This window comes from Citroniella saccharovorans (assembly GCF_035481615.1).
Taxonomy (GTDB): Bacteria; Bacillota; Clostridia; order Tissierellales; family Peptoniphilaceae; genus Citroniella; species Citroniella saccharovorans.
On record NZ_JAYKOT010000003.1, the window covers coordinates 727,595 to 744,301 of the forward strand.

General features: G+C 25.5%; 21 protein-coding genes and 1 pseudogene. 14 read left to right on the forward strand and 8 right to left on the reverse strand.

What is annotated here, in order from left to right:
- From pulA to VLK81_RS05875, 3 genes are read left to right on the forward strand one after another with little or no spacing between them, the layout of a single operon-like run.
- On the forward strand, positions 1–1,824 hold the full coding sequence (gene pulA / locus VLK81_RS05865) for a type I pullulanase (protein WP_324619726.1): 1,824 nt from the start codon (positions 1–3) through the stop codon (positions 1,822–1,824).
- The gene (locus tag VLK81_RS05870) at positions 1,817–2,401 is read left to right on the forward strand and encodes a hypothetical protein (RefSeq protein ID WP_324619727.1); all 585 of its coding nucleotides are present in this window, start codon (positions 1,817–1,819) and stop codon (positions 2,399–2,401) included. Before pulA ends, VLK81_RS05870 begins: the two co-directional genes overlap by 8 nt.
- 32 nt (positions 2,402–2,433) lie before the next feature.
- A complete protein-coding gene (locus tag VLK81_RS05875; RefSeq protein ID WP_324619728.1) occupies positions 2,434–4,110 on the forward strand; it encodes a phospho-sugar mutase in 1,677 nt (558 codons plus the stop codon).
- A 52-nt stretch (positions 4,111–4,162) separates the two neighbouring features.
- Here VLK81_RS05875 and VLK81_RS05880 read toward each other — a convergent pair whose 3' ends face one another.
- From VLK81_RS05880 to VLK81_RS05915, 8 genes are all read right to left on the reverse strand, one after another.
- Positions 4,163–5,302, reverse strand: coding sequence for a double-cubane-cluster-containing anaerobic reductase (locus VLK81_RS05880; protein WP_324619729.1), 1,140 nt, complete (start codon positions 5,300–5,302; stop codon positions 4,163–4,165).
- Between the two features lies 1 nt (position 5,303).
- Complete coding sequence (locus VLK81_RS05885; protein WP_324619730.1) at positions 5,304–6,077, reverse strand: acyl-CoA dehydratase activase; 774 nt, start codon at positions 6,075–6,077, stop codon at positions 5,304–5,306.
- 220 nt (positions 6,078–6,297) lie between these two features.
- Positions 6,298–7,719 carry an IS3 family transposase gene (locus VLK81_RS05890; RefSeq protein ID WP_324618672.1) on the reverse strand — a complete coding sequence of 474 codons (1,422 nt, stop codon included), beginning with the start codon at positions 7,717–7,719 and terminating at the stop codon, positions 6,298–6,300.
- 83 nt (positions 7,720–7,802) lie between these two features.
- Positions 7,803–8,324, reverse strand: a complete 522-nt coding sequence (locus VLK81_RS05895) for a cation:proton antiporter (RefSeq protein ID WP_324619731.1) — start codon at positions 8,322–8,324, stop codon at positions 7,803–7,805.
- A 7-nt stretch (positions 8,325–8,331) separates the two neighbouring features.
- Entirely contained in the window at positions 8,332–8,982 is a 651-nt protein-coding gene (locus tag VLK81_RS05900) for a cation:proton antiporter (protein ID WP_324619732.1), read from the reverse strand.
- Positions 8,983–9,321: a hypothetical protein gene (locus tag VLK81_RS05905; RefSeq protein WP_324619733.1), complete on the reverse strand. Its 339-nt coding sequence runs from the start codon at positions 9,319–9,321 to the stop codon at positions 8,983–8,985.
- Between the two features lie 119 nt (positions 9,322–9,440).
- Positions 9,441–9,716: a GIY-YIG nuclease family protein gene (locus VLK81_RS05910; protein ID WP_324619734.1), complete on the reverse strand. Its 276-nt coding sequence runs from the start codon at positions 9,714–9,716 to the stop codon at positions 9,441–9,443.
- Position 9,717: 1 nt separating this feature from the next.
- Positions 9,718–10,317, reverse strand: a complete 600-nt coding sequence (locus VLK81_RS05915; protein ID WP_324619735.1) for a regulatory protein RecX — start codon at positions 10,315–10,317, stop codon at positions 9,718–9,720.
- Positions 10,318–10,517: 200 nt separating this feature from the next.
- Here VLK81_RS05915 and VLK81_RS05920 point away from each other — a divergent pair, with 200 nt between their 5' ends.
- The 11 genes and pseudogenes from VLK81_RS05920 (at position 10,518) to VLK81_RS05970 (ending at position 16,706) form a co-directional block, all read left to right on the forward strand.
- Positions 10,518–11,153 carry a hypothetical protein gene (locus tag VLK81_RS05920; protein WP_324619736.1) on the forward strand — a complete coding sequence of 212 codons (636 nt, stop codon included), beginning with the start codon at positions 10,518–10,520 and terminating at the stop codon, positions 11,151–11,153.
- A 25-nt stretch (positions 11,154–11,178) separates the two neighbouring features.
- On the forward strand, positions 11,179–11,400 hold the full coding sequence (locus VLK81_RS05925; protein ID WP_324619737.1) for a YdbC family protein: 222 nt from the start codon (positions 11,179–11,181) through the stop codon (positions 11,398–11,400).
- A 1-nt stretch (position 11,401) separates the two neighbouring features.
- Positions 11,402–11,929, forward strand: a complete 528-nt coding sequence (locus VLK81_RS05930) for a bifunctional adenosylcobinamide kinase/adenosylcobinamide-phosphate guanylyltransferase (RefSeq protein WP_324619738.1) — start codon at positions 11,402–11,404, stop codon at positions 11,927–11,929.
- A gap of 105 nt (positions 11,930–12,034) precedes the next feature.
- A pseudogene (locus VLK81_RS05935) lies at positions 12,035–12,673 on the forward strand (adenosylcobinamide-GDP ribazoletransferase); the annotation flags it as partial.
- On the forward strand, positions 12,664–13,233 hold the full coding sequence (locus VLK81_RS05940) for a histidine phosphatase family protein (RefSeq protein WP_324619739.1): 570 nt from the start codon (positions 12,664–12,666) through the stop codon (positions 13,231–13,233). The pseudogene VLK81_RS05935 and the gene VLK81_RS05940, both read left to right, overlap by 10 nt.
- Before the next feature lie 8 nt (positions 13,234–13,241).
- Positions 13,242–13,427 (forward strand): hypothetical protein, encoded by a 186-nt coding sequence (locus VLK81_RS05945; RefSeq protein WP_324619740.1) that lies wholly within the window; start codon positions 13,242–13,244, stop codon positions 13,425–13,427.
- Position 13,428: 1 nt separating this feature from the next.
- Positions 13,429–14,097: a patatin-like phospholipase family protein gene (locus tag VLK81_RS05950; protein ID WP_324619741.1), complete on the forward strand. Its 669-nt coding sequence runs from the start codon at positions 13,429–13,431 to the stop codon at positions 14,095–14,097.
- Between the two features lie 4 nt (positions 14,098–14,101).
- Entirely contained in the window at positions 14,102–14,251 is a 150-nt protein-coding gene (locus VLK81_RS05955; RefSeq protein WP_324619742.1) for a hypothetical protein, read from the forward strand.
- A gap of 41 nt (positions 14,252–14,292) precedes the next feature.
- Positions 14,293–15,147: a metallophosphoesterase family protein gene (locus VLK81_RS05960; RefSeq protein WP_407651967.1), complete on the forward strand. Its 855-nt coding sequence runs from the start codon at positions 14,293–14,295 to the stop codon at positions 15,145–15,147.
- Entirely contained in the window at positions 15,134–16,459 is a 1,326-nt protein-coding gene (locus tag VLK81_RS05965) for an ATP-binding protein (RefSeq protein WP_324619743.1), read from the forward strand. Before VLK81_RS05960 ends, VLK81_RS05965 begins: the two co-directional genes overlap by 14 nt.
- Positions 16,425–16,706 (forward strand): hypothetical protein, encoded by a 282-nt coding sequence (locus tag VLK81_RS05970; RefSeq protein ID WP_324619744.1) that lies wholly within the window; start codon positions 16,425–16,427, stop codon positions 16,704–16,706. The genes VLK81_RS05965 and VLK81_RS05970 overlap by 35 nt, the downstream gene beginning before the upstream one ends.
- Position 16,707 lies beyond the last annotated feature (1 nt).

Sequence of the window (16,707 nt, forward strand, 5' to 3'; positions counted from 1 at the left end):
ATGGAGATAGATTTAGATAGTATTGGTTTAGGTTTAAGTTATTTCAATGATAAATCTATTTTTAAAGTTTTTTCAACAAGAAATAAACTTAAACTTAGATTATATGAAAATCAAGAAACTGAATTTTTCAAAGAATATTCAATGATAGTTAAAAATAATGTTTTCTCGTTATGTTTAAAAGGTAATTACGAGGGATATTATTATACTTATATAATAGAAGATAAATATGAAGTTACCGATCCATATTCATATTTTTCTAGTAAAAACTCAATTAGATCTTTTATAGGAGATATAAAAAAAACTGATATTGAAGATTTTAGAAAGCACAAAAAACCTTTAATAAAAAAAGATGAAATAATTATTTATGAAATGCATATAAAAGATTATACTTTTAATGAGAATAGTGGAATATTTAATAGAGGAAAATTTTTAGGATTAACAGAAGATAATACTAAATATAATAATTTTTCTACTGGACTTGATCATTTAAAAGAACTTGGGATAAACTGCGTGCATCTTATGCCAATCTACGATTTTATAAGTGTAGATGAAGATAATTCTAAAGATTTTGATACAGATAACTATAATTGGGGCTATGATCCTGAGCTTTATAACTCTGTAGAAGGCTCATATTCAACCTCTTCAATAGATCCATACTCTAGGATAATAGAACTTAAAAAACTAATAAAAAAGTTTCACGAAGCAGGTATAAAAGTTATTTTAGATGTTGTTTATAATCATACATTTAAGTCTTTAGAATCAAATTTAAATTTACTTGCACCAAATTATTATTATAGATTATTTGAAGGCAAGTTTTCAAATGGTTCTGGATGTGGTAATGAAATCAACAGTGAAAATTTTTTTGCAAGAAAATTAATCTTAGACTCCTTAAGTTATTGGCAAAAAGAATATATGGTAGATGGATTTAGATTTGACTTAATGGGATTAATTGATAAAGAAACTATGCTACAAGCAAAAAAGATATTACAAGAATTTGATCCGGATGTAATTTTATACGGGGAACCTTGGACTGGAGGATGCACTGTTTTGGATCAGAATAATATGTCTAATATTTTAAATATTTCTGGAAATGATATTGGTTTTTTTAATGACAGCTTCAGAGATGCTATTAAGGGAAATTTAGATGATAATATTTCCGGTTTCATATCAGGAAAATTTGAATTAAAAAATAAAATCGAATGTGGCATTGCTGGATCTATATTCTATGATGAAAAAAGGTGGGGAAACTTTATTAACCCAAAGGAGTCTATAAACTACTTTAATTCTCATGACAATCTTATTATTTCTGATAGACTAAGACTTAATATCAAAGATGAAAAGATTATAGAAAAGACTTCTATTCTTGCTTTTAATATTATTATGACATCTCAAGGAATCCCTTTTTTTGTAGCTGGAAATGAATTTTTAAGAGATAAAAAAAATTGTAAAAATTCTTATAATGCTTCAACAGATGTTAATGCAATTGACTGGTCATACAAGGAAAAGTACTATAATCATTATTTAAAGTATAAAAAAATGATAGAGTTTAGGAAGCGCTTTATAAAATTTTTTACTCTAGATAAAAGTGAAATTAAAGATAATCTAAAATTTCTTGAAAGCGGCAATAGTGGAGTAATTATATATAAAATAAATCTAGATAATAGTCAGTTAACAATAGTTCATAATGCAAGGTCTGAAGCTTATTTTTTAAAAAATATAAATAAGAGCAAGGTTGTTTACGATGGATATAATAACCCTTATATAATTGATCATAATAATTTAGAAGTTAAAGCCTATGAAAGTGTATGTGTTTTGAATGAGTAAATACTATTCAATAGATGAAAAAAAATTTATTATAGAAAATAAATATTTTGGAGGAAATCAGGCTGATTTAAGCAAAAAAAATAATAAGGATAGAGGATGTTCAATTATAGCCTTAAGTAATTATTTATATTATATTTCAAAGAGCCAGAAAAAATATAATTTTCTATTTATTGAAGATAATTATAATGAATTTATTAGATTTTCAGAGAAAATTGCAAAATACTTTAATATTGGACTTTTTGGACAACCTTTTTTATTTAATATTAAATCGGCGTTAAATGCAATATCTAAAGATTATTCATTTAAATACAAAGCTAAAACACTTGTTTTATCTAATAATAAATTAAAAATTGAAAGATTTATAATTGGAGCTTTAAATATAAATCTACCTGTTATTGCAGTAAATTGGGACAATCCAAATAAGGTATTGAAGTTTCATTGGGTAACAATTACAGGCTTAAGAAAAGAAAATAATAAAATTTATTTAGAATATTCGTCTTGGTCAAAAAAATATATATCAGCTTTAGATGATTTTTACAAAACATCGTTTTATACTGCTTTTATATATTTTTTATAGTAGATTAGATTAGTAGAAAAATAGGAGGACTTATGTATAAAAAAAATTTGGAAAATTGGCTTAATTCAAATGTAATTGATGAGGCCGACAAAAAAGCAGTGCTATCGGTTAAAGACAATGAAGAGCTTGAAGATATGTTTTATAAAAATCTTGAATTTGGTACTGCTGGCTTAAGAGGAATTATTGGACCAGGTAGCAATAGAATGAATATCTATACAGTTGGTTTAGCAACTCAAGCATTTTCAAATGTTATAAATAGTAAAGATTATACTTATGCTGAAAAAGCTATAGCAATTGTTTACGACGTTAGACATATGTCTAAAGAGTTTGCAGAAATGGCAGCAAGATGCTTTGCTGCCAATGGTATAAAAGTATATCTAAAAAAAGAAAATGGTACTACACCTTTTTTATCTTTCCTTATTAGAGAACTTAAACTTGCGGGAGGAGTTATGATAACAGCTTCTCATAATCCAAAAAATTATAATGGTTATAAAGCTTACTGGGAAGAAGGTTCACAAATCTTAGAAGATTTAGCAGGAGAAATAAAAGAACAGGTAGAAAAAATTTCTTTTGAAGAAATAAAATTAATTGATTTGGAAGAGGGATTCAATAAGAATATCATTCAGTATCTAGATGGAGAAATTTATAAAAAATATATCAATGATATTTTAAATAAAAAGATTGAAGATGAAAATATAGATAAAAACATAAAAATAGTTTATTCTCCACTAAATGGTACTGGTAGTATTCCAGTAAGAGAAGTTTTAGAAAAGAGAGGATTTAATAATTTATTCTATGTAAAAGAAGAACTAGATCCAGATCCAGATTTTAAAACAACAAATTATCCAAATCCTGAAAATCAAAAAGTTTTTAAACTTTCAGAAAAATTAGGTAGAGAAGAGGCTAGTGATATTCTAATTGCAACAGATCCTGATTGCGATAGGGCAGCTATAGAAGTAAGAGATAAAAACGGAGATTATATATTTTTTAATGGAAATAAAATTGGCGCCCTACTAGTAAATTACATTCTAGAAAGATTAAATGCCAAAAAGAAACTTAAAGGGAATGAGGTTGTTGTTAAATCAATAGTAACTGGCGATTTAACAAAATATATATGTGAAAAGTATGGTATAGAACTTGTAGAAGTTCTTACTGGATTTAAAAATATAGCTGAAGTCGCTAATAAACTAGATAAAACAAATGATAAGAAATATTTATTTGGGTTTGAAGAATCTATTGGATATTGCTACACAGGAAGTGTAAGAGATAAAGATGCAGTAAACTCTTCAATGATGATTGCAGAAATGGCTGCATACTATAAAAAGAATGGTCTTACTCTTTTAGATGTTCTAGAAAAATTATATGAAGAACATGGATATTTCTTTGAAAAATTAAATCAAGTAGTTCTTGAAGGGATTAACGGTAGAGAAAAAATTAAAGAGATTATGAGTAAATTTAGAAATGAAAAGATTGAAAAAATAGGGGATATGAATTTAGTTAAAATGATAGACTATCTAAATTCTGATACTGGTCTTGCAAAAAGTGATGTTTTAAAATTTCTTTTTGATGATGGATCATGGTTTGCAGTTAGACCATCAGGTACTGAACCTAAGATAAAATTTTATATTTATTCTAGAGATATGGATAAAGATAAATCTAAGAAAAAGCTATTACAAATTGAAAAATATATTGATGAAAGATTAAATTAGAATAGCAATAATAAAAAGCTGAGTTAGAAAAAATATTCTAACTCAGCAATTTTTATAACATTTCTATAAATGCTTCTATTCTGGTATTTAATCCACCAATGTCTGAAGTCGAGTAATCAGTTTCAACTGCCATATATCTTACGCCTAGGATTTCAGATAATTCTTTTATAGACTTTGATTCCATTTGGAATGGTTGACAGGCTGTAAGGTGCATATCAATTACTGCATCAACCTTAAAATCTTTAATCATTCTAGTTAACAGTTCTATTCTATTTGGGTTAGGGGATATACAAGCACATCCAATTTTTAAATATTTATCTGCTAAAGCTTCTATAAGATCAGGATTATTTTCATCTACATTAAGATCATTTGCTTTAGCTCCACCACAATTTTCAAATGCAACAACAATAGCTCCTGTTCTTTCAACTGCTTCGATTACTTTCTCTGTAGCTTTTCCTATTGGGCATCCAGTAATTAGAATTCTTTCACCTGTGTACTCATTATTTTCAGCTTTTATTTTTTCAATAACTTCATCAATATATTCAGGGATTACAGTCTTATCAAATTCATATTGAATACCTTCAAGAACATGCCAAAGGTCTAATCCCTTCATAGGAAGCTTATCAGCAGTCATCAAATTATAAAACTTTTTTAGGGCTGATCTTTCATTATTTACCACTTTTATGGCTTCTTTTAATTTTTCATCGGTGATACTTGTTTCAAATTTTTCTTCAAGAATTTTTTTGCATTTTACTATTTCTGCCATCCAAAGTTTTTTGGCTTCTGGAGAAATGGAGTTAGGTAGCTGCATAACATGAACATCTTTAAAATTTCCTAAATACTCATACATTTTCTTTTTTCCATCACAAGTAGTTTCTCCAATTACTATATCTGAGAAATAAAAAAATGGACACTTATCAGTAATTGCAAATCCATAAGATGATTTAATAAGTGGACAAATATTTTTTGGTAAATCTTTTTCAGCTACAGGGATAGTTTCATCAGAAGTTGAACATAGAGATATACAACTTGCACCAGCTGCAAAAGCTAATTCACTAGGAAAAAATGTACAAAAAACTCCAACTATTGGGATATTTTTATCTTTTAATTCTTTAACTCTAATAAAAGAATTTTGCCTATTTTCTGCAAAATCATCAAATATTTCAGGTAAATCTTTTTTTAAATTTAACATTTTATTTTCCTCCAAATTTTTCTTTAGCTATACTTGCTGCACCTATAGCCCCAGCATATTTAGCAAGTTTATTAGTTGAAACTTCCATTCCCATTTCTTCGTTTAAAAGTTCTAAAAAAATTGGACTGGAACTTAATCCACCAGTTAAAAAGAGTTCCTTGTCATCTAATTTTCTTGATGCAAGTTGTTTAACTTTCGTTATAACCGATGAGACTATTCCTCTTGCTATATTTTCTTTTTTTTCACCAGCTCCCATAAGTGAAATTATTTCAGATTCAGCAAAAACTGTACACATAGAGCTTATTTTAATATTTTTACCTATTTTTGCTAAATCAAATAGTTCATCAAGACTTAAAGACAATTTATCGGCCATTATTTCAATGAATCTTCCAGTACCTGCTGAGCATTTATCATTCATAATAAAATCATCAACTCTACCGTCAACAACTGAAATAACTTTTGTATCCTGACCACCAATATCTATGACAGTAATATTGTCTTTATTACTTAAAATACTTGCACCCTTTCCATGGCATGTAATTTCAGTAATATTTTTATTTTGATAGGGAACTGATACTCTTCCATATCCAGTTGTAACAACTTTAACATTTTCATCTTCTGGATTTATATTGTATTTTTCTTGAAGAATTTCTTTAATTTTTTGAGCGGTTTCTTTAGAATTCCAACCTGTTGGAATTACAAAGTATTGATCTATTTCACCAATTATATAAACTTTACTAGCTGTTGAACCAATATCTATACCAATATATTTCAATTCATTCACCTCATTATAAATACTATCATATATTTAAATACTTTTATATAAAATTTGTTAGAAAATTTTCATAAAACATAGATGAATTTAAATAAAATAATTAAATAACCCAAAGCTTATTTTAAGGTGACCCCAAAAAGTTGGACTTTATACCAGAGACATTTAGAAATATTTGTCTCTGGTTTTTTTGTCCTCATATTTCCCCTAGGGGAAATCGCAGCTAAGCTGCATTCAATTTCCTATATTCAACTGGACTTAAATATCCAAGTTTTTCTTTTATTCTATCTTCATTGTAATATTTTATATATTCTTCTATTGTCTTTTTTAGTTCGTTAAATGATTTAAACGTTCTACCATAGTAAATTTCTTGTTTTAATATCCCGAAGAAATTCTCCATAGGAGAATTATCTAAGCAATTTCCTTTTCTTGACATACTCTGTAAAATTCCATTAGATTCTAATTTTTCAGTATATTGTTTTAATTGATATGCCCATCCTTGATCTGAATGGAATATTCTTTTAAACTTGCAATCTGAAGTCTTTGAAATTGCTTCTTCAAGTGATGTTATTATTGCATCTAATGTAGGTGAAGTTGTTATTGAATAGCTAATGATTTCTCCATTAAACATATCCAAGAAAGGATTTAAGTAAAGTTTTTTTACTTGCATATTCCCATACTTATCTGTTTCATAGTATTTGAATTCACTTGTATCTGTTGTGATTTTTTGATGTACTACAGATGTTTTAAATCTTCTTTTTATCCTATTTGGTGCTACTTTACCTACTGTTCCCTTGTATGAGTAATATTTTCTTGATTTACGTGCAAAGTTTGTTACCTGAAGTTTCAGCTTCTGTACCAACCTTTGAACTTTTTTCTTGTTTATTAAAATTCCAAGTCTTCTAAGCATCGCATGTATTCTTCTGTATCCATAGTTTGGATTATCTTTTCTCATTTTCTTGATTTGATTCTCAAAGGCTTCATCTTTATTTTTTCTATCAAATCTTTTTTGCCAATACATGTATGTTGATTTTGGAAAATTAAATTGTTTAAGTAAATCTTTTAGTGGATATTTTTCTCTTAATGAGTGAATTATTCTAGCCATTCTCTCATTTTCTGATCTTCCTCGTCCTCTAATTCCATCTTTTTTTTTTAGAAAATCTATTTCCATTTGTGCCCAGTAAAGCTTATCTTTAAGTTCAGCAATTTCGTCTATCCCTTCCTTAGAATATTCTTTCTTTACTTGTTCTTTTTCTTTTTCATTATTTTTATCTTTAGTCATACTTGAAGGTCTTCCTCTCTTTTTAGGTCTAAGTCCATCAAGTCCTTGATTTCTAAAATCAATTACCCATCTAGCAATGATCGCTGGATTATTAATCTTAAATTGATTAGAAAGTTCTTGATAGGACATTTCTCCTGTTAAGTACAAGTTTACTATATTCTTCTTAAATTCGAAAGAGTAACTATTATTTTTTCTAGAAATTTTTAAGCCTTCATATCCTTGTGTTTTGTATGAATTTACCCATCTTCTGACTACTGAATGATCACTGAGTCCATATTTATCAGTTAAATATTTATATCCTCCTTCTTTATTTAAGTATTCTTGTACTATTTTCATCTTAAATTCTGTACTATATTTTGTCATGAAAAAACTGACCTCCTCAAAGTTGGTTTTTTTAGGTCCAACTTTTTGGGGTCAGTTCATTTGGCTTTGGGTTATGAATGGATTTATAATTTTTCTGTTTGAATTTCACCTGCTTTTATTAAAGCTGTTTTTGTAATTAAAGGACCTAGTAGTTCGTAAATTACAACTCCTGCTAAAACTATAGCTCTAATTTCAGAACCTTGACTACCAGGTATAATATTTTGGGCTATTAGGGAAAGTCCAATTGCAACTCCAGCTTGTGGAAATAGAGTAAAGCCTAAGTATTTACTAACTTTAGGATTTGATTTTGTTATATCGCAGCCAATTTTAGCTCCTATAAATTTACCGAAAGCTCTAGCAAATACATATAATATTGCTACAAGTCCGACATTTTTAAAAACAGAAAAATCTAAATCTGCTCCTGATAGAGTAAAAAATAGTAAGTATAGAGGGCCTTGTACCCCTTGAAGTGCATTAATTATTGAAGACTTTTTAGTAGTTGTATTAGATAAAGTAACCCCAAAAGCCATTATCATTAATAGGGAAGATAGATTAAATTTATCTGATATAAAAGTTTGAATAAAAATTAAAGCTATAACATACATGGTTACTTCAAGTTGATTTTTTAATCTTTTTTGTAATGATAGATGATAAAACTCCTAAAACTAATCCTAATACAAGTGCCGCAATAATTTCTAAAATAGGAAGTAGTACCATATGAAATATATCTAAGCTTGAACCAGCTAACAAATTGGTTGCTAGGGTGGAAGCTATACCAAAAATCATAATACAAAAAGCATCATCTAGGGCTACAACAGGCATTAAAGTATCAACTAGTGGTCCTTTTGCTCTATATTGTTTAATAACCATTAAAGTTGCAGCAGGAGCGGTTGCAGAACTTATCGCTCCTAAAACTAAAGCAAAAACCATACTTTGCCCGCTTATTATCATTACTGTAAAAACAGAAACAAAGGCCATAAATGCTTCAAAAAAAGTAATTATAATAATCTTTGTTCCTAGGGCTTTAAGTGAATTTAAGTCCATTTCGCTACCAATATTAAAAGCTATAAAAGAAAGTGCTACAGTAGATAAAATTTCAAAATCTTTTAAATAGTCTTTTGGTATTATTCCCAATAGAGATGGGCCTAAAATTACACCACAAATTAAATAGCCAGTAACTTCAGGTAGTCTAAATTTACCTAAAATATTGGCTACTATCATTGCTGATAAAAATATAATTGCTAAGTATAAAAGGTATTTCATCTATGAATCAATCCTTCTTATACCTTCAAAAGATGTTACAGGCATAGTAAACATAATACCTATATTTTCTCGCTCTAAATCACCCATAACTTCTCTTACACAATTTTTAGCTTTTTCAACTTCTTCTTCAGTTGGAAGAAGCATAAGAATGGTTTTATTAAAAGGTCTAAACTTATTTAACATTCCTCTAAAAGAAGTTAACATAGATTCAGTTTGATAAGTTGAAGCCATTCCTATAGAATCAAATATTGTGGCCGAATAAATTCCATTTTCATGAAACTTATCAATTAGATTTTCAAATAGTTCTGTTCTATTAATTACTATAAATAAAGCAATCATAATTTCCTCCTTTTCCTTTCATCACATATATATAATAAAACTTAATTCATAAAAATTCAAGAAGAATATAAACTTATAAACAAATTATAAAATAAAAAAATGATAAAAAACCAGTAATATTAAATATTACTGGTAAATTCTTTAAAAAAATTTGTGCTATTTTTTATAAGTTCCAATTTCTTTTTTCTTGATAATTTTTTTATTTGTATTTCTCGACTTAAAGCGGAACCTTTTTCACCAGCTTCTTCGATATATACATATTTCACTGGGAGTCTTGATCTTGTATATTTAGAAGCTTTTCCAGTATTATGAAAATCTAACCTGGATTTTAGGTTATTAGTTATTCCAGTATAAAGAGTCTTATCACTACAGGATAAAATATAAACAAAAAACATTTTAATCTTCCTCTAATAATTTTCTAACTTTTTCTAATGGATATAAATTAGAAAGAAAATAATTCATAACTTTACTTTTTAATTTTAAATCTGATGTGTCTAAATTTTTGTACTTTCTGCTAAAAATATTTTCCATTTTTTCAAATTCTTCATCCTCAGTATAGTCCTTCATTTTCTCATTAATTAACTCTAATGGATAACCCTCAAATTTTAAAAAGGAAAATAGTTTTTGTCTTGAAAATGAGTTCGATAGTTTTTTACTAGATATAAGATTTTCAATATATAATTCATCATTTATTAAACCAAGTTCGTTTAAATTATAAATAATTATTTTTTTCTCTTCGCACTTTAAATCAAATTTTTTTAAATAGTCAGAAACTTTTACATTAGAAACAATTCTTTTTAAGCAGTAGTTTCTGGCTTTAATTTCAATTTCATTAAATCTTGATGAATCTATTATTTTTTTATAATCTTCAAATTCGACTATTTTCCCAACATAAAGTTCTAAATTTTCTAGTTGTTCATATTTAATAAGATATTTTTCATTAGATAAATTTATTTCATAATAATTGGACTTAGGCTCAATAGATTTTATTTCCATTATTTAAAAAGTGGTAAGATAATTCCCGGAACCATAACAATTAGCATTGCAAAAACTAGCAATAATGCAACAAATCTTACAAACTTATTCTTATTACTCATAATATCACCTCTATTAATATTTTAACATAATTTTATTGTAATTTCTATATATGGAAATTAACAAAAAATATGGTAAAATATATACATAGGAGGAGAAAGATGACTTTAAAAAAATTACAAATTGATGATTATAAATTAGCTGTAAAAGCAATTACTAATTTTTTTATTGCTTTTTCAAATCTTTATTTAGAAAAAATTAAGTCCGATTATGAAGTATCTAAACTAAATAGTATCTTAGATAGCTATACTAATTATATGACTAATAATAAGATTATTGATTCTAAGTTTATATTTACTAAAATTAATCTGGAATATGATGAGTTAATTAAGTCCTTTGAAAATTTAGAAATTAAAACAGATTTATTAGAGAGTAAAATCTTTAAAAATAATTTTGTTTCTAAGTCTGACTTAAAGGAAATTATAGATGTAATTTCTAAAATTAGTCCTGACTTAAATAATAAATTTGAAAATTTGACTAATTATGATTATAACAAAGAAGTCGATTTTATTCTTGAAGATGTATATTTTTTGGCTAATCAAAAATCAATTAATAATCTTAAGTATTTTTTACCTGAGAAAATTTTAGATTATATAAATCCTTCAAATGGTGACTTAATTATCCAAGAAAGAAAAGAATTAGAAAATCTTATTAAAAGCAATGATTTATTAAAAGAAAACCTTGAGAATATGATAATGATTATTCAAGGTATTGATAATGATGATTTTTTAAATTAAAAATTTTAAAAAGGTGGGAGATATTATGGCAGATATAAAGTATGAAATTATCGAAAATTTAGGTGTTTTAGGAACTTCTTCAAATGGATGGCAAAAAGAGATTAATTTAGTTTCTTGGAATGAAAGAGCAGCCAAATATGATATTCGTGATTGGAATCCTGATCACACTAGAATGAGCAAGGGTATTACATTGAGTAAAGAAGAAGCAAAGTTATTAAGTGAAATTTTAAAAGAAGAATTTAAATAGAATGATTACCCTTGTTATTGGAGGTATAAGAAGCGGGAAAACTGAATTTAGCGAAAATTTATTAAAGGATAAAAAAAATAAGCATTATATTGCAACAATGTTTAATTTTGATGATGAAACAAATGAAAGAATAATTAATCATAGAAAAAATAGGGGAGATAAGTTTATCACTTTAGAATCTTTAAAACTTGAGGAAGATTTCTCTAAAGTTCAAAATGCTATTTTAGATGATGTAGGAAACCTAATTAACAATCTTATTTTTGAAGATAAAGAAGCTGATTTATCATTTGAAAACAAATATAAGATTATTACTAGCTTAAAAGATAAATTTGACCGACTAATTCAAAACTTTAAAAGTAAAGAAAAAAAACTTGTCATTGTAACAAATGAAGTAGGCTTAACTTTAGTATCTGAATATAAAATTGGAAGATTTTTCCAGGATATAAATGGTGAAATAAATAAATTCTTAGCTGATAATTCCGATGAGGTTTATTTTATGCTAGTAGGTCAAGCGGTGAAAATAAAATGATAGATGGTTTATTTATCTCTATTCAATTCTTAACTAAATTTTTCATATCTGATAAAGTTGAATATAATAAAAAAAATATAAAAATGGGTCAGATTTTTTTTTCCATTAACTGGTCTTATAATTAGCTTTTTTGTAATTATTGTTCCACTTTTAAATAATATATATAAGCTAGGAATCAGCAGTGAATTTAATTCGTTAATTATGATTTCTTTATATATTTTTACAACTGGTGGTCTTCATTTAGATGGATTTACTGATACAATTGATGGTCTTTCTTCTCAAACAAATGGAGAAAGACTTAAAGAAATAATGAAGGATTCTAGAATTGGAGCATTTGGAGCAATATACTTATTTATTTTATTACTTTCCAAATTTATTATATATAAAATGATATTAAATAATCTTTTTAGTTGTATTCTTGCAATTGTTTTTTCTAGAACTCTTTTGACCATGGTTATTTATAAGGGAAAATTTCCTGGTTACAATGGAATGGCAGATTTTTTACATGAATCAAATATTGGCAAAACCTCATATATATTTATAGCTTTATTTTTAATTTTTTCTTTCCTCTATAAAAAATTATTGTTGATACCAGGAATAATTACCTTACTATTTACTATTTTCTTTATTAAATTCTTTGAAAGAAGAATAGGATACATTTCTGGAGACATTCTTGGTTTTTTGGCTGAAGTTAACGAGCTCATCTATCTTATAGTATATTTAGGAGTTTCTAAATGGATTTAATTATGGTTAGGCATGCAAAAACTGTTGATAATATATTAAAAATCTATTCAAGAGATGTTACTCCATTAGATCCAATATTAAAATTAAAGTTAATAGAAACTAAGCGTAAATTAAAAGAATTTAACTTTAAAAATATATATGTAAGTGAATTATTAAGATGCAGGGAAACATTAGAGCAAATTATAGATAAAGATAAACACTATATGGTTGATTCTAGAATAAACGAATTTGATTATGGAGATTTTAAAGGCTATACGTATATTGAAATTAATAAAATGTATCCCTATATTTATGGACAATTAGAAAAAAATACTTTTTCAACTAAAATTCCATCTGGAGAAAGTTATAATGAGTTTTTTTCAAGAGTTAATGATTTTTTGGAAGAATTAAAAGAAAAAAATGAGAACACTTTAATTGTTAGTCATGATGGGGTTATTAGAGCTATACTAAGTCAAATTTGTGGCCTGGATAATTTTTTTAATTTCTCAATTGAGAATGCTAAGATTTCCGCAGTTTCATTCATGAAAGATTATTCAATTATAAAAAAGATTAATTACTAGGAGAAGATATGATAATTAAAGATGTTTGTCTTATATTAGAAGGTGGAGGCATAAGATCATCTTTCACCTCAGGAATATTAGATTACTTTTTAGAAAAAAATATTATTTTTGAAAATATAATAGCTACATCTGCATCATCTTTTGTTGTACTATCATATATGTCTGAAGCAAAAAAAAAGACTACTAAGTTTTAAGATGTTAACTAAGGACGCTATGCCTGATATTAATTTTATGATGGAAAATCTACCTGTTGATATCTTTTCTATTATAAAATTTTTAGACGAAAACCTTAAACCGATAGAATTTGAAAATATTGTCAATAGCAAATCTAAGGTTATGGTAACTACTACAAATGCTGATACAGGTTTAATGGAATATTTTAATTTAAATAATTCATCTTCCTATATTGAAATTTTAAATAAGGTGAGTGCTTCTTGTAGCTTACCATTCTATTTTAGACCTATTATAATAAAAAGTAAAAAACTATTTGATGGTGGCTTTTCTGATGGAGTACCTATAATTAGAACTTATAAGGAAGGTTTTAAAAAGATTTTAGTTGTTTCTACTAGACCTTATGGTTATAGAAAAGAGTTTTCTCCACTTGATGAAAAATTTATTTATTTAAAAAAATATCCTAGAACTATACATGCTATTGAAAATAGATTTATTAGATATAATGATAATTTTGATTTCTTAGATCTATTAATTGAGAATAATAAAGCATTACTTATTAATCTTGATATTGGTAATAGCATAGATACAATAAATATCTTTGACTATAAGCTATGCTTAAATCTTTATAATTTGGGCTATGAGAAGGCAAAAAAAGAATATATTAACATATTAAACCTTATTAAAGAGTGATAAAATGATAACTTTTACACATGCATCTGATTTACATGTTAATAAAAAACTATTATATTCTCAACTTCCTGAGTATGTAATTAAAGAAATAAAGAAAAATAAATGGATAGAATTTGAAAAATTTCTTTCCTTTTCTAGAGAGAAAAAAAAGTAGATTTTGCCTTAATTAGTGGAGACACTTTTGAGAGAGAAGATATTAATTTATATACAGAAAATAAAATTCTAGATATTTTTGATAAATATGATGATATAAAAATCTTTATGATTTTTGGAAACCATGATTATTATGATGAGACTATTTCTAGATTTGTAAATTCATTTCCTAAAAATGTTTACGTTTTTAAAAATAACAATTTAAATTTTTATGAGCTTAAAAATATTAATACAAGAATATATGGAATGTCATGGACAGAGAAATTTAATTCTAATAAGAAGTTTAAAGTTGAATTAGATCCAAATTTTTATAATGTTTTTCTCATTCATGAAGACCTTGACAATAATGAAAATTTTTATTTAAAAAATAATCTAAGCAAATTACAATTTGATTATATTGCTCTTGGCCATATACACAAAAAATTCCAATTTAAGAATATATTTAATCCTGGTAGTCTTTCTCCAAGTTCATTCAAAGATACTGGGGAATATGGTTTTAATTATGTTAATTTGGATAATGCTTTAAAATGTGAATTTATTAGATCTAATAATCCATCTTTTATTCAAATAAACTATGATATATCTAATATAAGTAAAGATGATTTTATAATGTATTTTAATAAACTCGATAAAAATAATTTTTATAGAATTATCATAAGTGGTTATAGTAAAATTAAAAAGATAGAGTTAGAAAGTATATTTTTACATTTACAGGAAAAGTTTTTATATATTGAATTTATAGATAATTCATATTTCTGGGACATAGAAAAAATTAACTCAATAAAAAATAACTTATTATTTAGAGAAATACTAAAAAATATCGAACTATCAGATAATAAAGATAAGCTTATTGAATTATTTTTAGAAAAGATAGGTGAAAGTTTTGAAGATAACTAGAGTTAAAATAAATGGCTATAGAGGATTAAGTGAAAAAGAAATCTTTTTTGATAATGGAATAAACGTTATATATGGAGAAAATGAATCTGGAAAATCTACGATATTAAATTTTATAGAAAATACCTTATATGCCGGAGTTTATGAAAATTTAGAAGACAATAGACCTTGGTTTTCTTCATATTTTTCTGGTGAGTTAGATTTAAAAGTTAATAATAATATATTATCTTTTAATAGAGAATTTTCAAAATCTCTCTCTATTACAAAATTAGATGATGGGGCTACATTTGTATTTGATAAAAATAGGACCTATAATCCAAGTGATTTTTTGCCTTTTAGCAGAGAAGTATTTAATGAAATTTCAATTATTAATTTTTCTAAAGATTTTAATAAAATAAAAAATGTTAACAGTTTGAATGAATACCTTTTAAGTATAATCTTTTCATCTGATTACTTTGATTCCAATAAAATACTTATAAATCTTGATAAAGAAAAAAATGAAATTGGAACAGATAGGATGTCTAATAAAGAATTAGGACTTATCAATAAAGATATTTTATTTCTTGAAAAATCAATAGATTCAACGAATTTTGATTTATTAATAAAACGAAAAGAAGAAATACTTAGTGATTTAGAAAATGATTTAAAAATTGAAGAAGATAAAATAAGTCATGAGAATAATAATATTATTCATAAAAAACTATTAGAAAGAGATTATTTATCTAGTAGAATACATAATTTCAAATCAAGTAAATTACTCTTTTGCATTATTGAAATTTTCAGTTTTGTATTTGCTATATTTGGACTTATTAAATCAATAAAAGTCTTAACATTACTATCTTCTATTATTTTTATTGCTTTTTTGTTAGTTTTAGTTTTAAATATTAAATATAATAATAGACTTCTAGAACAGATAAATAATTTAAATAATGATATAGAATTATATCTAAAAAATAATAAAAATATAGATTCCTATGAGATAAATATTTTAAAAAATAAAATATTTAATCTAAGACAGGAAATAGAAATTCAAAAAGAAGCTAGAGATGAGAATAATAATTATAAGCTTAGAATTCTTGATAAGAAAAAAATGAGACAAGAACTTTTAGATAAAAGAGAATTAATAATTCAGTTAATGGATATTATTGATATTTCTCAAAAATCAGTAATAAAAAAATTACTAGGAGATATTTCAAAAAGTACTAGTTTTTATTTGAATAAATTAACAAATGGCAAATATAAAAGAGTCATATTTGATAGTGATATGCTTATAAAAGTTTATGAGGAAAAAAAAAGCAGCTTACATAGAAGCTGATAAATTAAGCTCAGGAATTTTACAGCTTTTAATGTTTTCTATTAGATTATCTTTAAGTTATAATAAAGATAATATTCTGCTGCTAGATAATTCTACAGTTTATCTAGATTTTAAACATAAAAATTTATTTTTAAATTCTTTATTTACACTAGAGAATCAATTTCAGATTCTTTTCTTTACCAATGATGAAGAAGAAAGAGACTTTTATAAAAGAGCAGGAAAAAATATTATATATTTAAAGGAATAAC

Coding starts and splice junctions, on each gene's coding strand:
- pulA (WP_324619726.1), top strand. CDS start 1: ATGGAGATAGATTTAGATAGTATTGGTTTAGGTTTAAGTTATTTCAAT.
- VLK81_RS05970 (WP_324619744.1), top strand. CDS start 16,425: ATGAGGAAAAAAAAAGCAGCTTACATAGAAGCTGATAAATTAAGCTCA.
- VLK81_RS05880 (WP_324619729.1), bottom strand. CDS start 5,302: ATGTTAAATTTAAAAAAAGATTTACCTGAAATATTTGATGATTTTGCA.
- VLK81_RS05925 (WP_324619737.1), top strand. CDS start 11,179: ATGGCAGATATAAAGTATGAAATTATCGAAAATTTAGGTGTTTTAGGA.
- VLK81_RS05890 (WP_324618672.1), bottom strand. CDS start 7,719: ATGACAAAATATAGTACAGAATTTAAGATGAAAATAGTACAAGAATAC.
- VLK81_RS05945 (WP_324619740.1), top strand. CDS start 13,242: ATGATAATTAAAGATGTTTGTCTTATATTAGAAGGTGGAGGCATAAGA.
- VLK81_RS05895 (WP_324619731.1), bottom strand. CDS start 8,324: ATGTATGTTATAGCTTTAATTTTTATTCAAACTTTTATATCAGATAAA.
- VLK81_RS05930 (WP_324619738.1), top strand. CDS start 11,402: ATGATTACCCTTGTTATTGGAGGTATAAGAAGCGGGAAAACTGAATTT.
- VLK81_RS05915 (WP_324619735.1), bottom strand. CDS start 10,317: ATGGAAATAAAATCTATTGAGCCTAAGTCCAATTATTATGAAATAAAT.
- VLK81_RS05955 (WP_324619742.1), top strand. CDS start 14,102: ATGATAACTTTTACACATGCATCTGATTTACATGTTAATAAAAAACTA.
- VLK81_RS05905 (WP_324619733.1), bottom strand. CDS start 9,321: ATGATTGCTTTATTTATAGTAATTAATAGAACAGAACTATTTGAAAAT.
- VLK81_RS05870 (WP_324619727.1), top strand. CDS start 1,817: ATGAGTAAATACTATTCAATAGATGAAAAAAAATTTATTATAGAAAAT.
- VLK81_RS05900 (WP_324619732.1), bottom strand. CDS start 8,982: ATGAAATACCTTTTATACTTAGCAATTATATTTTTATCAGCAATGATA.
- VLK81_RS05950 (WP_324619741.1), top strand. CDS start 13,429: ATGTTAACTAAGGACGCTATGCCTGATATTAATTTTATGATGGAAAAT.
- VLK81_RS05875 (WP_324619728.1), top strand. CDS start 2,434: ATGTATAAAAAAAATTTGGAAAATTGGCTTAATTCAAATGTAATTGAT.
- VLK81_RS05940 (WP_324619739.1), top strand. CDS start 12,664: ATGGATTTAATTATGGTTAGGCATGCAAAAACTGTTGATAATATATTA.
- VLK81_RS05920 (WP_324619736.1), top strand. CDS start 10,518: ATGACTTTAAAAAAATTACAAATTGATGATTATAAATTAGCTGTAAAA.
- VLK81_RS05910 (WP_324619734.1), bottom strand. CDS start 9,716: ATGTTTTTTGTTTATATTTTATCCTGTAGTGATAAGACTCTTTATACT.